The organism is Pseudomonas baetica (assembly GCF_051216495.1).
Taxonomy (GTDB): domain Bacteria; phylum Pseudomonadota; class Gammaproteobacteria; order Pseudomonadales; family Pseudomonadaceae; genus Aquipseudomonas; species Aquipseudomonas baetica_B.
Genome location: NZ_JBPKAM010000067.1, coordinates 21,416 through 35,710, shown reverse-complemented (window position 1 = coordinate 35,710; position 14,295 = coordinate 21,416). Strand labels below are relative to the sequence as shown.

The window sequence follows — 14,295 nt, the reverse complement described above, 5'->3', positions numbered from 1 at the left end:
GCCTTCACATCCAACATCCATGCTGACTGATCCACCGCTTTCGCGAGCAGGCTCGCTCCCACAGTAGTTTCGGGTTGACCACAATCGTGAGAACACCCAACTGTTGCCTTTCCCGCAACAGTCCTTTCATGAATCCGCTCTTTTTCCCATCGCCCGACATCCTTATCTTTGCCCGCACCAAACAGCACTTGCCAAGCAAGAAGGTTTTTAAGATGTCCAACAGTATGGGTATTGCCAGCGCTTTCGTTTTGTCCTCTTTGTTCGCCGCTCCGTTCGTCATGGCTGAAGAGTCGCAGTCTTTCGTCGCGCATAACACCGCACGCGCCGCCGCTTACGAAGAACACCAGATCGAGATGACCGCCAAAGCACTGGAAGCCACCCAGGCCCCGCAAGCATCAAGCACTCAAGCCCAGCCACGGGTTGAAAAAGACAGCTGATTGCTGCGCATCACTCCTGTTTCCCTCGACACTTTTCATCGGCTCTTCCCCTTGAAAAGTTGTCTTCCAAGCCGCTGCTATCAGCGGCTTTTTTTCGTTAAGACTTTAAGGACTTTTATTGCGCCGTTCCCGTTGAATAACCATTCAATCTTCAAAAACAGTGACGTTCAAAGTTGACCAAGGAGCTTTACCGCACGTGCGTTTCAAATTCCGCCCCACTTCGCTATTCATTGCATTGGCTGTAACGATGGCCTCTCAGGCGTGCGCCGCCGATGATTCGGCCCCCGCAGGATTTGTCGAAGGTTCGAGCCTCAAGCTCAATGCCCGCAACTACTACATGAACCGCAATCGCTTGCAGCAGGCCGACGACAACATTGAATGGGGCCAGGGCTTGCTGGGCGTCTTCCAGTCGGGTTTCACCGAAGGCACGGTGGGCTTTGGCGTTGATGCCCACGCCATGCTTGGGCTCAAGCTCGACGGCGGTGGTGGCACCGATAATTCAAGCATCCTGCCGGTCGGTGATGGCAACGGCAAAGCGCCGGGATCGTTCTCGACCGCCGGTGGCACCCTGAAAATGCGCGCCTTCGACACCGAGTTGAAGGCCGGTGATTTGTTTCTCGCCAACCCGGTGATTGCCGGCGGCGAAACCCGCATGTTGCCCCAGACCTTCCGTGGAGTCAGCCTGACCAACCACAGCTTCGACGATATGTTGATCGAGGGTGGACAGGCCAGCTTCACCAAGCCTTACAACCAGAGCGGCCATACCCGCATCGGCACGTCCTACGGCACCCTGCCCTTGGGTGAGGAGAGCCAGCACCTGAACTGGGCCGGCGTGGCCTGGAGCGGCCTGCCGGGCCTGACCAGCAGCCTGTATGCCGCCGAACTGAAGGACATCTGGAACCAGTACTACTACGACCTGGATTACACCTGGGCGCTCGATGATCTGATCAGCTTCAACCCCGGCCTGCACGTCTATCACACACAGGACACCGGTAATGCGCTGCTGGGCAACATCGACAACAACACTTACAGCCTGCATTTCACCGTGGGCGTGGGCAATCACAGCGTCACGGCGGCTTACCAACGGGTCAACGGCAATACGCCGTTCGATTACATCAGCCAGGGCGACAGCATTTTCCTCGACAACTCCCAACAGTACTCAGACTTCAACGGTCCGAACGAACGCTCGTGGAAACTCAAATATGCCTACGACTTTGTCGGACTTGGCTTGCCAGGCCTGACGTCGGCGGTGTCGTACTCCCGAGGCACGCTGGACCTCACCAAAGTCGATCCGGACAGTCCCGGTTACGCCACCTGGTACAACGCTGACGGCGAGAACGCCAAGCACTGGGAACGCGATTTCGACCTCAAGTACGTAGTCCAGAGCGGAAAAGCCAAGGACCTGGCGCTGCGCCTGCAATGGGCGACCAACCGTGGCGGCAACGGATATGGCGCACTGGATCAGGACACCGATGAGTACCGGGTGATCGTCGACTATCCGATCAATGTTTTCTGATCAACGCTGAAGGAAATCTGTAGGGGCGAGCTTGCTCGCGAAAAACCCAGGACCACCGCGGGGCATCTGGTTTCACGCGTTATCGTTCACGACTATCGCGAGCGAGCTCGCTCCTACAGTTATGCAACTACGCTTATCAAGTCATTCAAGCAGACTTGAGCCCCATGACCGTACGCCGCACCCCATCCCCTTCAGGCAGCGCCGGGCGGCCGGAGCTTCTGGCGATCCTTGGCAGTAGCCTGACGGTCATCGCGATCCTCGGCATCGTGACCTTTCTACTGATCCGCGAACACGCCAACGCCCAGCAAGCGGCCATACGCGGCGCAACCACCATCGCGCAATTGATCGATGCCGATGTGCTGCGCACGGTGGAGCTGTACGACCTGACCTTGCAAGGCCTGATCGCCGCCGCGCAACGGGATGACCTCAAGCAGGTGTCGGCGCAGATCCGCCATCTGGTGCTCTTCGACCGCTCCACCACCGCACGCTTCAAAAGCGACATCCTGTTGCTCGACAAACACGGCGAAGTACTCGCCGACTCGTCGTTGATCGAACCCAAACCGGGTAACTTCGCCGACCGCGATTACTTCCTCGCCCATGTCTTCAACCGCGACGCTGGCATGTTCATCAGCCGACCGTTCAAACCTCGCTGCGATTGCGATTACAGCGACGAATGGCAAATCAGCTTCAGCCGGCGAATATCCTCGACCTCCGGAGAATTTCTGGGTGTCGCGGTGGCCTCAATGCGCCTGGCGTACTTCGATCAGTTGTTCAACAGCCTCGATATCGGCACCGGCAGCACACTGGCCATCATCAACGACGACGGGGTTCTGCTGGCACAGAAGCCGTTTCTGCAGGGCAGCTCGATTGGTAAGAGCTATGCCGGTCGACCCAACGTCGTGCGCATGTTGCGCGAGGGCAGCGGCAGCTTTGACGGTGTTTCGAGCGCTGACCGGGAACCACGCCTGTACACCTTCAGCCGGGTTGGCAACCTGCCGCTAACGGTGATCGTCGCCCTGTCCAGTGACGAGGTATTCGCCACCTGGAGGCGCACGGCTATCGTGATCAGCGGCGCCACCGGGGTCCTGTGCGCCGCGTTGCTATGGCTGACCTGGCTGCTCTGCCGCGAGCTACGCCTGCGCCACAGCGCCGAGCAGGAGCTGGCGCAACTGGCCGCCACCGATGCCCTGACCGGCGTGGCCAACCGTAGAACCCTTGACCAGACCTTGCGCCATGAATGGTTTCGGGCTCAACGCTCGGGCCAGCCGATGTCGGTACTGATGATCGATGCCGATCGCTTCAAGGCGTTCAACGACCGCCACGGCCACCAGGCCGGCGACGAGGCCTTGCGTTCACTGGCCGAGGTCATTGGCGCGAATGTCCATCGCCCGACAGACCTGGTAGCCCGCTACGGCGGCGAGGAGTTTTCGGTGATCCTGGCTGAAACCGGCAACGAAGGCGCACAGCAGATCGCCGAGCGCATCCGAATGCAGGTGGAACAGTTGCCAGTGGTGGCAGGCGATGAACACCCGATGACGGTCAGTATCGGCATCAGCACCTGGACGACCGCCAGCGACATCAGCCTGGAGCAACTACTGTTTGCGGCAGACAAGGCGCTGTATCAGGCCAAGGAACGGGGGCGCAATCGGGTGGTTTCCGCCTGAGTTTTGCATCAAGGCAACTGGCCCTTTCGCGAGCAGGCTCGCTCCCACATTTAGACCGCGTCCTCTTGTGGGAGCGAGCCTGCTCGCGAAGGGGCCCAACCAGACACCACAAATATCAGGGCATAAAAAAAGGCCACCCGAAGGTGGCCTTTAAAAACTAGAGAGGTTTTTACTTACACGGCCGCAACAGGACGCATGTAAGAGATCGGTGCAGTGCTGGCGTCTTCGAACGTCACGACTTCCCACGCATCTTTCTGCTCAATCAACTTGCGCAGCAGCTGGTTGTTCAGTGCATGACCGGACTTGAAGCCCTTGAACTCACCAATCAGGCTATTGCCCAGCAAGTACAGGTCACCAATTGCATCGAGGATCTTGTGCTTCACGAATTCGTCTTCATAGCGAAGACCGTCTTCGTTAAGTACGCCATCCGCGTCGACCACGATGGCATTTTCAACGCTGCCGCCGAGTGCGAGGTTGTGCTTGCGCAGGTACTCGATGTCACTCATGAAACCAAAGGTACGGGCGCGGCTGACTTCTTTTACGAACGAAGTGCTGGAAAAATCCACGCTTGCACTTTGTGTACGGTCACGGAAAACCGGGTGATCGAAATCGATCTCGAAGCTCACCTTGAACCCGTCGAAAGGGACGAAAGTGGCGCGCTTGTCGCCGTCTTCCACTGTCACTTCCCGCAGGATGCGGATGAACTTCTTGGCGGCGTCCTGTTCTTCCAGGCCAGCCGACTGAATCAGAAATACGAAGGGTCCAGCGCTGCCATCCATGATCGGGACTTCGGACGCGGAGAGCTCGACGTAGGCGTTATCGATGCCCAGGCCAGCCATGGCCGAGAGCAAGTGCTCAACCGTATCCACCTTGACGTCACCGTTGACCAGCGTCGTCGACATGGTTGTCTCGCCGACGTTGGCCGCACGAGCCGGAATTTCGACCACAGGATCGAGGTCGGCACGGCGAAAGACGATGCCGGTGTCGATCGGCGCAGGCTTGAGGGTCAGGTAAACCTTCTCCCCGGAGTGCAGACCTACACCTGTGGCACGGATAATATTTTTCAGTGTGCGTTGTTTAATCATGGCTTGGGCCGCTTCAGCGCAAATTGCGAACTGGTATCAACAAAGGCTGGCGATGATAGCAGACCACGCCTTTGCTGAACACCAATCACCTTCATAGCCCTGATACATTTCATCAATCGGCCTGACGACGCAGGAAAGCCGGGATGTCCAGGTAATCCAGATCATCTTGCGGATTCATCTTCGCGGCAGTCGCAGCACCGGCCTGGGCCTGGTTGCGCATAACGGTCGGGCGATCCAGATCACGGTAATTCACCGCTGGAGCTTCCTGACGAACAGGGGCTTGTTGTTGCGGCTGCGAAGCGATCGACGTGTGAACGGTATTGTCGATGACCTTCACAGGTTTCTCGATTTTAGCGCCCAGGCCGGTTGCAACGACAGTCACGTGCAGCTCGTCGCGCATGTCCGGATCGATAACGGTACCGACCTTGACCATGGCGTGCTCGGAAGCGAAGGCTTCGATGATGCTACCCACGTCGGAGTACTCACCCAGGGACAGGTCAGGACCGGCGGTGATGTTCACCAGGATGCCGCGTGCGCCTTGCAGGTTCACGTCTTCGAGCAGCGGGTTGCGGATGGCCGCTTCAGTCGCTTCACGTGCACGGTTCGGACCGCTGGCGCAGCCAGTGCCCATCATCGCCATGCCCATTTCGCTCATCACGGTACGTACGTCGGCAAAGTCGACGTTGATCATGCCCGGACGCTTGATGATGTCGGAGATACCGCGAACGGCACCGGCCAGTACATCGTCAGCCTTGGCGAAAGCCGACAGCAGGCTGGCGTCTTTACCGAGGATGGTCAGCAGCTTCTCGTTGGGAATGGTGATCAACGAGTCGACGCTTTCCGACAGCAGGCGGATGCCTTCGTCGGCCAGCTGCATGCGCTTGCGACCTTCGAACGGGAACGGACGGGTCACCACCGCAACGGTGAGGATCCCCATTTCCTTGGCCACTTCGGCAATGATCGGCGCAGCACCGGTACCGGTACCACCGCCCATGCCAGTGGTGATGAACACCATGTTGGTGCCCTGCAGGACTTCGGCAATGCGCTCACGGTCTTCGAGAGCGGCCTGACGACCTACTTCAGGGTTGGCGCCGGCGCCCAGACCTTTGGTCACGCCAGTACCCAATTGCAGGATGGTCCGCGCACTGATGCTCTTCAGCGCCTGGGCATCAGTGTTGGCGCAGATGAATTCGACGCCTTCAATGTTGCTCTTGACCATGTGATTCACGGCGTTGCCGCCGCCACCGCCTACACCGATAACCTTAATAACCGGGCTTGCGGGGATGTTGTCTACGAGTTCGAACATTTTCCCTCTCCTTTACGTTCTCTAGTTTTTTCGCCTACTGCTTTTGCTGCCTGTCGCTTCTACTACTTTGCTCTGCTCTCGCCGCTTGAAGCTTGTGGCTTAAAGCTGCTTCTTAAAAATTGCCCTGGACCCAGCTCTTGATGCGATCGAGCAAGGCGCCCTTCGGTTCTTCGTTGCTGTAGCTGTCGCGGCTGCCGATACCCGAAAACGAAATGCCGTCGGATTGCTTCTGCAGGCCGTACATCAACAGGCCGACACCGGTGGAGTAAATCGGGTTGCGGACCACGTCATCCAGGCCTTTCACGCCGTGAGGCACGCCCAGGCGCACTGGCATGTGGAAGATTTCCTCGGCCAGCTCGGTGGCGCCTTCCATTTTCGCGGTACCACCGGTCAATACGATGCCGGCCGGGATCAGGTCTTCGTAGCCGCTGCGGCGCAGCTCGGCCTGGATCAGCGTGAACAGCTCGTCATAACGCGGCTCGACTACCTCGGCCAGGGCCTGGCGGGACAGCTCGCGTGGAGGACGGTCGCCAACGCTTGGCACCTTGATGGTTTCGCCGGCACCGGCCAGCTTGGCCAGGGCACAGGCGTAACGGATCTTGATCTCTTCGGCGTACTGGGTCGGGGTACGCAATGCCATGGCGATGTCGTTGGTCACCTGATCGCCCGCAATCGGGATCACGGCAGTGTGGCGGATCGCGCCTTCGGTGAAGATCGCGATGTCGGTGGTGCCGCCGCCGATGTCTACCAGGCACACGCCCAGCTCTTTCTCGTCATCGGTCAATACCGAGTACGCGGACGCCAGTTGTTCGAGAATGATGTCGTCGATTTCCAGGCCGCAGCGACGCACGCATTTTTCAATGTTCTGTGCGGCATTGACGGCGCAGGTGACCACGTGAACCTTGGCTTCCAGGCGTACGCCGGACATGCCCAGAGGCTCGCGCACGCCTTCCTGGTTATCGATCACGTAATCCTGCGGCAGGGTGTGCAGTACGCGCTGGTCGGCGGGGATGGCCACAGCCTGGGCGGCGTCGAGCACACGTTCGAGGTCGGCGGAGCTCACTTCGCGATCACGAATCGCCACGATGCCGTGGGAGTTCAGGCTGCGAATGTGATTGCCGGCCACGCCAACGAATGCCGAGTGGATTCGGCAACCCGCCATCAGTTGCGCTTCTTCGATGGCGCGCTGGATCGACTGCACGGTGGACTCGATGTTCACCACCACGCCTTTCTTCAGGCCGCGAGACGGATGTGTACCGATTCCGACGATATCGAGCGTGCCGTCGTCCGCGACCTCGCCTACCAGTGCCACCACCTTGGAGGTGCCGATATCGAGACCGACGATCATTTTGCCGCTTTGCACGTTTGCCATGGGTCCTGCCTCTCTTAATTCTTCGCGACAGCGGGTACGGCTGCCGTCGGCGCTACAGGTTCCCGCCAGCCAACAGCGAGGCCGTTGGCGTAGCGCAGATCGATGCGCGCAATGTTCGTAATCTGTTCTTTAAGCGTCTTGTCATAGATGGCAATGAAACGGCGCATCTTTTCCACCAGGTTGCCGCGTCCCAGCAGCAGCTCGATTCCAGGGCCCGCGCTGCCGGGGCCAGTGGTCAGAAACCAGCTGCCTCGTTCACGCAACTCCAAACGTGCGATGGAGAAGCCCAGTGGTCTGAGCATCTGGCTCAGTACCTGGTATTGCTGCATCACTTGCTGTTGAGCCCGCTGTGGACCGAACAACTGTGGCAAGTGTTCGTAATTCGCCAACTCACGGGGCGTGAACGCCTGCCCCTGGTTGTTCAACAGCGACTCGTCACCCCAACGGGCTACCGGCAGTTGTTCTTCCAGGCGAATCACCACCTGATCCGGCCATACCCGCCGCACTTCGGCGTGGGCAATCCATGGCATCTGTTCCAGCTCGGTGCGCATGCTCGCCAGGTCGATGGTGAAGAAGCTCGACGCCACATAGGGGGCGATCCGCTGCTGCACCGCTTGCTGGCTGATGTAACTCAAGTCGCCCTGCACGTTGATTTTGGTGATCGGTCGGTCGGCATAGGGCAGCAAACGCTGCGCGCCTTCATAAGTACCGAACCCCAACGCCACCAGCAGTACGGGCCAGAACAGACCTTTCAGAAAACCGAAATTGGCTTTCGGCAGGCGCGCGGACATCGGCTCTTTGGCCACCATTCGGCTGGCACCCCGCGGCACCGGCTTGCGGCCGGTTGGTGCGGAGGGCTGATGTCTCAAATGAGCGCCTTGCATGGTCTTAACCTCTTACCTCAACGCTTGCAGCCAGAATGGCCAGCACCAGCTGCTGGAAATCCAGGCCGGCAGCACGGGCCGCCATCGGCACCAGGCTGTGGTCTGTCATGCCCGGTGCGGTGTTGACCTCCAGGAACCAGAACTGTCCGTCGGCGTCCTGCATCACGTCCGCGCGCCCCCAACCGGAGATACCCAGCGCCTCACAGGCTTTTGCCGTGAGGTCCATGAGTTCCTTCTCCTTGGCGCTGTCCAGGCCGCACGGAATGCGGTACTGGGTATCGTTGGCGATGTACTTGGCGTCGTAGTCGTAGAAGCTGTGCGTCGTGCCCAGGGCAATCGGTGGCAACACCTGGTCACGCAGGGTGGCGATGGTGAACTCCGGACCTTGAATCCATTGCTCGACCAACACTTGCGAATCGTAGGTACTGGCCGCTTTCCATGCGTCGATCAATTCAGACGCGGAAGTCACTTTGGCCATCCCGATACTTGAACCTTCATGGGCCGGTTTGACGATCAAAGGGAAGCCCAGTTCCGCAGCCGCAGAAATACAATCGGCTTCGCTGCTCAATACCGCGTGACGTGGCGTCGGAATCCCCAGGCTGTGCCAGACCTGCTTGGTGCGCAACTTGTCCATGGCCAGCGCCGAGGCGAGGATGCCGCTGCCGGTATAAGGAATGCCCAGGCACTCGAGCAGGCCCTGCATGCTGCCGTCTTCACCGCCACGACCGTGGAGGATGATGAAGGCGCGGTCGATTTTCTCGCTCAGCAGACGCTGCAGCAGGTCATCGCCCACATCGAGCCCGAACGCATCCACACCCGCACTTTGCAGCGCATCGAGAACGGCGTTGCCCGATTTCAGGGACACTTCACGCTCGGCACTTTTGCCACCGAACAGCACGGCGACCCGGCCGAAATCTTTCGGCGCGACAGTGGAGACGAGGTTGGCGTAGGCAGCAGTCATTTCAACTTCCCCTCGACCGACGCAGCCACGGCGCCGGCGAACAACTCACTTTTCAACAGTTTCGGTGCGAGACCGCCGATATCACCGGCGCCCTGGCACAGCAGAATGTCGCCGGCGCGCAGCAGCGGCTTGACCACCGGTGCGAGGTCGACTCCCCGTTCGATATAAATAGGATCGAGCTGGCCGCGCTGGCGGATGCTGTTACACAGCTTGCGGCTGTCGGCACCCGGGATCGGCTCTTCGCCGGCCGGATAGACTTCCATCAACAGCAGCACGTTGGCATCGCCCAATACCTGGACGAAATCGTCATACAGGTCGCGCGTGCGACTGTAGCGGTGCGGCTGGTAGACCATCACCAACCGGCGCTCTGGCCAGCCACCGCGCACGGCCTTGATCACCGCCGCGACTTCGGTCGGATGGTGGCCGTAGTCGTCGACCAGCATCACGTTGCCGCCATCGACCGGCAGTTCGCCATAGACCTGGAAACGTCGGCCGACGCCCTGGAACCCGGACAGGCCCTGGACGATGGCTTCATCGCTGACTCCTTCGTCAGTGGCAATGCAGATGGTCGCCAGTGCGTTGAGTACGTTGTGGTTGCCCGGCATGTTCACCGAAACATCCAGCGGCTCGCGATCCGGGCGCAGCACGGTGAAGAAGGTTTGCATGCCCTGCTGGCGAACGTTGATGGCACGCACGTCGCAGTCGTCGCCGAAGCCATAGGTAACGGTCGGACGCTTGACCTGCGGCAGGATTTCACGCACCACCGGATCGTCCAGGCACAACACAGCCAGGCCGTAGAACGGCAGGTTGTGCAGGAACTCGACGAAGGTTTTCTTCAGCTTGTTGAAGTCACCGTCGTAGGTTGCCATGTGATCGGCGTCGATGTTGGTGACCACGGCCACCAGCGGCTGCAGGTGCAGGAAGCTGGCATCGCTTTCGTCGGCTTCGGCGATCAGGTACCGGCTGGTGCCAAGCTGGGCATTGGTGCCCGCAGCGTTCAGACGCCCACCGATGACAAACGTCGGGTCCAGGCCACCGGCGGCGAACACCGAAGCGATCAAACTGGTGGTGGTGGTCTTGCCATGGGTACCGGCGACGGCAATGCCATGGCGATAGCGCATCAACTCGGCAAGCATTTCTGCGCGCGGCACCACCGGAATACGGCGCTCCAGCGCGTTGGCGACTTCCGGGTTGGAGGTGTTCACGGCACTCGACACCACCAGCACGTCGGCAGCGGCGGCGTTTTCCGCGCGGTGGCCGATGAAGATCTGTGCGCCGAAAGACTCCAGGCGCTCGGTGACCGGCGAAGCCTTCAGGTCGGAACCGGACACTTCATAACCCAGGTTCAACAACACTTCGGCAATGCCGCACATGCCCACACCGCCGATCCCGACGAAGTGGATGCGACGGATGCGGCGCATTTCCGGTTGTGGCATGGCTTTCTGTTTCTCAACCATGGGCCACCTCCAGGCAGGTATCGACCACGTTACGGGTGGCATCGGGTTTGGCCAGGCGGCGGGCCGCAGTGGCCATTTCGTTGAGTCGTTGCGGTTGCATCAGGACCTCTGTCAGGCGAGCGGCAAGATCCGCTGCGCCAGTCGTTCTTTGCGGCATCAGGAAGGCAGCGCCTTCGCGGGCCAAATAATCGGCGTTGCGAGTCTGGTGATCGTCGATCGCGTGGGGCAAGGGCACCAGCATCGAGGGCAGACCGGCGGCAGCCAGTTCACTGATGGTCAGCGCGCCTGCGCGACACACCACCAGGTCAGCCCAGCCATAGGCTTGGGCCATGTCTTTGATGAAAGGCTGCACTTGCGCCTCGACGCCAGCCGCGCGGTAGCGCTCTGCAGTCACTTCATCGTGGTTTTTGCCGGCCTGATGGAACACGTCCGGACGCAAGTCGACGGCGACTTGCGACAAGGCTTCAGGCAGCAACTTGTTCAACGGTTCTGCGCCCAGGCTTCCGCCCAGGATCAGCAAACGCGCCTTGCGACCGGCCAGGGCTGGTCGCGGTGTTTCGAGGAATAGCTCGGTGCGCACCGGGTTACCGGTGGTACGACGGCTGTTCGACAGGGTAAAGGTGTCTGGGAAAGCTTCACAGACCCGGGCGGCCAACGGCACCAGCAACCGATTGGCGGTACCGGCCACGGCGTTCTGCTCATGAACGATCACCGGCACACCGGCCAGTTTGGCGGCAACGCCACCGGGACCGGTCACATAACCACCAAAGCCGACCACACAGGCCGGCCGCAACCGGCGAATGATCGCCCGCGCCTGCCAGATCGACTTGAGCAACATGAACGGCGCCTTGAGCAGGGACAATTTGCCCTTGCCACGCAAGCCGCTGGCGTGGATCCGATGCAGCTCGATACCGGCCGCTGGGACCAGATCGTTCTCGATGCCACGCGGCGTGCCGAGCCAGTGCACGGTGTAACCGCGGGACTGGAACTCGCGAGCGCAGGCCAGTGCCGGGAACACGTGGCCGCCAGTACCGCCGGCCATGATCAATACGTTAGCGCCCATGATTCGGCTCCTCGGCGAAGTCGCTCTCATGGAATTCCATCTCTTCACTTCCCAGGTGGGTTCGACTCTCCCACTCGATGCGTAACAGCAATCCGAGACAGGCGCAGCAAATCACCAACGAACTGCCACCGTAGCTGAGGAACGGCAAGGTCAGGCCCTTGGTCGGCAGCAGGCCGACGTTCACGCCGATGTTGATCAAGAACTGACCAATCCACAGGAACGACAGGCCGTACGCCACATAGGCGGCAAAAAACTGCTTGGCCTTCTCGGCCCACAGGCCGATGTACATGCCGCGAATACAGACGAAGACGAACAGCGCAACGGTGCACAAGGAACCCACGGCACCCAGTTCTTCGGCCAGTACCGAAAACACGAAGTCGGTGTGGGCTTCAGGCAGGTAGAACTGCTTCTGCACGCTGTTGCCCAGACCAACGCCCAGCCATTCGCCACGACCGAACGCGATCAATGCTTGAGACAACTGATAACCGGCACCGAACTGGTCGGCCCACGGATCGGCAAAGTTGGTCAGACGCGCCATTCGATACGGCTGCATCTGAATCAACAGCACCACTGCCCCGACCGCCAGGACCACCATCAGGGAAAACCGGAAAAGCCCGACCCCACCGAGGAACAGCATCGCCGCAGCGGCGCCCATCATCACGACGGTGGCACCGAAGTCCGGCTCCATCAGCAGCAAGCCCGCCATTGGCAGCAAAACGATGAACGGCTTGAAGAAACCCATCCAGCTTTCACGCACTTCTTTCTGACGACGCACCAGGTACCCGGCGAGGTAGATAACGACGAACACCTTGGCGATTTCGGAAGGCTGCACGTTGAAGAAACTGAAGCCGATCCAGCGCATCGAACCGTTCACCTCACGGCCGATCCCGGGGATGATCACCATCACCAGCAAACCGAAGGCACCAATCAGCATCAGCCAGCCAAGGCGTTGCCAGGTGGCGATCGGAATCATCATGGTGACGATGCAGGCGCCCAGGCCCAGCACCACGTAAATCAAGTGGCGAATCATGTAATACAGCGGACTGCCCGACTGTACTGCCGCCACTTCGGTCGAAGCCGACGCGATCATGATCAACCCGAGGCCAAGCAACGCCAGGCAACCGGCGAGCATCGGGAAGTCGAGATCGATACCGCGCCCGGTGATAAGCGGCGATGGATACGGCTTGATGATGCCTTTCAGGCTCATGCCAGATCCTCCACGGCGCGGACGAACTGGTGACCACGGTCTTCGTAATTCTTGAACATGTCGAAGCTGGCACAGGCCGGCGACAGCAGTACTACGTCTCCCGCCAGAGCAGAGGCGCGGCACTGCTCCACGGCTTCAACCAGCGAGCCGACACGGATCAATGGAACGGCATCGCCAATGGCCTCACCGATCTTGTCGGAATCACGCCCCATCAAAATGACGGCGCGGCAGTTGGCCGCCACCGGATCACGCAGATCCTTGAACTCGGCCCCCTTGCCGTCGCCACCGGCGATCAGCACGATCTTGCCGTCGATGTCCGCGCCCAGGCCCTCGATGGCCGCCAGCGCGGCACCAACGTTGGTGGCCTTGGAATCGTTGTAATAGCCCACGCCATCCAGATCACGGACCCACTGGCAGCGATGCTCGAGCCCGGCGAAAGTGCGCAGAGCCGACAGCATGGCGTCGAACGGCAGGCCGACAGCGTGACCCAACGCCAAAGCGGCCAGTGCGTTGGACTGGTTATGGGCACCGCGAACTTTCAATTCACGCACCGGCATCAGGTTCTGGAATTCGAAGGCCAGGTACTTCTCGCCGCCTTCTTCGCGGATACCAAATGCCTTGAAATCAGGTTTGGTCAGGCCGAAGGTCCAGCACGGCTGTCCCTCGCCCATCAGTGGACGGGTCAGGGCATCCTGACGGTTGACCACGAACTGCTTCGCGCCGCGGAAAATCCGGTGTTTGGCCAGGTGGTAAGCCGGCAGACCGCTGTAGCGGTCCATGTGGTCTTCGCTGATATTCAGCACGGTGGCCACTTCGGCGTTGAGTTGATCAGTGGTTTCGAGTTGGAAGCTCGACAACTCCATCACATACAACTCGACGTCGTCGCTGAGCAGATCCAGCGCCGGCGTGCCAAGGTTACCGCCGACGGCAACACGCTTGCCGGCAGCCTCCGCCATCTCGCCGACCAGGGTGGTCACGGTGCTTTTCGCGTTGGAGCCGCTGATGGCCACGATCGGCGCCTTCGCGTTACGCGCGAACAGCTCGATGTCGCCGGACAGTTTCACGCCACGGGCGGCGGCGGCCTGCAGGGCCGGGGTCGCCAGCGCCAGGCCTGGGCTCACGTAGAGCTCGTCGGCGCGGCACAGGAATTCGACGTCCAGCTCGCCACAACGCACTTCCACGTGCGGATAGTCACGCTTGAGCGTGGCCAGTTCCGGTGGATTTTCCCGCGTATCGGCGACAGCAAACGACTTGCCCCGGTTCGCCAGGAAGCGAACCAGGGACATGCCGCTCTTGCCGAGGCCGACAACGATGCGGAAGTGGTCAGAAGCGATCAGCGACAC

The 14,295-nt window shown here is 60.2% G+C and carries 12 protein-coding genes; 3 read left to right on the top strand and 9 right to left on the bottom strand.

Annotated elements, in window-relative coordinates; all coding sequences use genetic code 11:
• The first annotated feature begins 212 nt into the window (after positions 1–212).
• The 3 genes from ACSFE6_RS21670 to ACSFE6_RS21660 all read left to right on the top strand — a co-directional run bounded on the left by ACSFE6_RS21670 (position 213) and on the right by ACSFE6_RS21660 (position 3,617).
• Positions 213–437 (top strand): hypothetical protein, encoded by a 225-nt coding sequence (locus tag ACSFE6_RS21670; protein WP_435429489.1) that lies wholly within the window; start codon positions 213–215, stop codon positions 435–437.
• A 247-nt stretch (positions 438–684) separates the two neighbouring features.
• Positions 685–1,953 carry an OprD family porin gene (locus tag ACSFE6_RS21665; protein WP_435429488.1) on the top strand — a complete coding sequence of 423 codons (1,269 nt, stop codon included), beginning with the start codon at positions 685–687 and terminating at the stop codon, positions 1,951–1,953.
• 164 nt (positions 1,954–2,117) lie between these two features.
• A complete protein-coding gene (locus tag ACSFE6_RS21660; RefSeq protein ID WP_435429486.1) occupies positions 2,118–3,617 on the top strand; it encodes a GGDEF domain-containing protein in 1,500 nt (499 codons plus the stop codon).
• A 173-nt stretch (positions 3,618–3,790) separates the two neighbouring features.
• Here the strand turns inward: ACSFE6_RS21660 and lpxC are convergent, their stop codons facing one another.
• From lpxC to murD, 9 genes are all read right to left on the bottom strand, one after another.
• Entirely contained in the window at positions 3,791–4,702 is a 912-nt protein-coding gene (lpxC, locus tag ACSFE6_RS21655) for a UDP-3-O-acyl-N-acetylglucosamine deacetylase (RefSeq protein WP_435429485.1), read from the bottom strand.
• A 112-nt stretch (positions 4,703–4,814) separates the two neighbouring features.
• Complete coding sequence (gene ftsZ, locus ACSFE6_RS21650; RefSeq protein WP_433737049.1) at positions 4,815–6,008, bottom strand: cell division protein FtsZ; 1,194 nt, start codon at positions 6,006–6,008, stop codon at positions 4,815–4,817.
• 112 nt (positions 6,009–6,120) lie between these two features.
• Positions 6,121–7,380, bottom strand: a complete 1,260-nt coding sequence (ftsA, locus tag ACSFE6_RS21645; RefSeq protein ID WP_435429484.1) for a cell division protein FtsA — start codon at positions 7,378–7,380, stop codon at positions 6,121–6,123.
• Positions 7,381–7,394: 14 nt separating this feature from the next.
• Complete coding sequence (locus tag ACSFE6_RS21640) at positions 7,395–8,264, bottom strand: cell division protein FtsQ/DivIB (protein ID WP_435429483.1); 870 nt, start codon at positions 8,262–8,264, stop codon at positions 7,395–7,397.
• A gap of 4 nt (positions 8,265–8,268) precedes the next feature.
• Positions 8,269–9,225 (bottom strand): D-alanine--D-alanine ligase, encoded by a 957-nt coding sequence (locus ACSFE6_RS21635; protein ID WP_435429482.1) that lies wholly within the window; start codon positions 9,223–9,225, stop codon positions 8,269–8,271.
• Positions 9,222–10,682, bottom strand: a complete 1,461-nt coding sequence (gene murC, locus ACSFE6_RS21630; RefSeq protein ID WP_435429481.1) for a UDP-N-acetylmuramate--L-alanine ligase — start codon at positions 10,680–10,682, stop codon at positions 9,222–9,224. Before murC ends, ACSFE6_RS21635 begins: the two co-directional genes overlap by 4 nt.
• Positions 10,675–11,745, bottom strand: coding sequence for an undecaprenyldiphospho-muramoylpentapeptide beta-N-acetylglucosaminyltransferase (gene murG / locus ACSFE6_RS21625; RefSeq protein ID WP_435429480.1), 1,071 nt, complete (start codon positions 11,743–11,745; stop codon positions 10,675–10,677). Before murG ends, murC begins: the two co-directional genes overlap by 8 nt.
• Positions 11,735–12,952: a putative lipid II flippase FtsW gene (ftsW, locus tag ACSFE6_RS21620; RefSeq protein WP_411961538.1), complete on the bottom strand. Its 1,218-nt coding sequence runs from the start codon at positions 12,950–12,952 to the stop codon at positions 11,735–11,737. The genes murG and ftsW overlap by 11 nt, the downstream gene beginning before the upstream one ends.
• Positions 12,949–14,295 (bottom strand): UDP-N-acetylmuramoyl-L-alanine--D-glutamate ligase, encoded by a 1,347-nt coding sequence (gene murD, locus ACSFE6_RS21615; RefSeq protein ID WP_435429479.1) that lies wholly within the window; start codon positions 14,293–14,295, stop codon positions 12,949–12,951. Before murD ends, ftsW begins: the two co-directional genes overlap by 4 nt.

Coding starts and splice junctions, on each gene's coding strand:
- ACSFE6_RS21670 (WP_435429489.1), top strand. CDS start 213: ATGTCCAACAGTATGGGTATTGCCAGCGCTTTCGTTTTGTCCTCTTTG.
- ACSFE6_RS21665 (WP_435429488.1), top strand. CDS start 685: ATGGCCTCTCAGGCGTGCGCCGCCGATGATTCGGCCCCCGCAGGATTT.
- ACSFE6_RS21660 (WP_435429486.1), top strand. CDS start 2,118: ATGACCGTACGCCGCACCCCATCCCCTTCAGGCAGCGCCGGGCGGCCG.
- lpxC (WP_435429485.1), bottom strand. CDS start 4,702: ATGATTAAACAACGCACACTGAAAAATATTATCCGTGCCACAGGTGTA.
- ftsZ (WP_433737049.1), bottom strand. CDS start 6,008: ATGTTCGAACTCGTAGACAACATCCCCGCAAGCCCGGTTATTAAGGTT.
- ftsA (WP_435429484.1), bottom strand. CDS start 7,380: ATGGCAAACGTGCAAAGCGGCAAAATGATCGTCGGTCTCGATATCGGC.
- ACSFE6_RS21640 (WP_435429483.1), bottom strand. CDS start 8,264: ATGCAAGGCGCTCATTTGAGACATCAGCCCTCCGCACCAACCGGCCGC.
- ACSFE6_RS21635 (WP_435429482.1), bottom strand. CDS start 9,225: ATGACTGCTGCCTACGCCAACCTCGTCTCCACTGTCGCGCCGAAAGAT.
- murC (WP_435429481.1), bottom strand. CDS start 10,682: ATGGTTGAGAAACAGAAAGCCATGCCACAACCGGAAATGCGCCGCATC.
- murG (WP_435429480.1), bottom strand. CDS start 11,745: ATGGGCGCTAACGTATTGATCATGGCCGGCGGTACTGGCGGCCACGTG.
- ftsW (WP_411961538.1), bottom strand. CDS start 12,952: ATGAGCCTGAAAGGCATCATCAAGCCGTATCCATCGCCGCTTATCACC.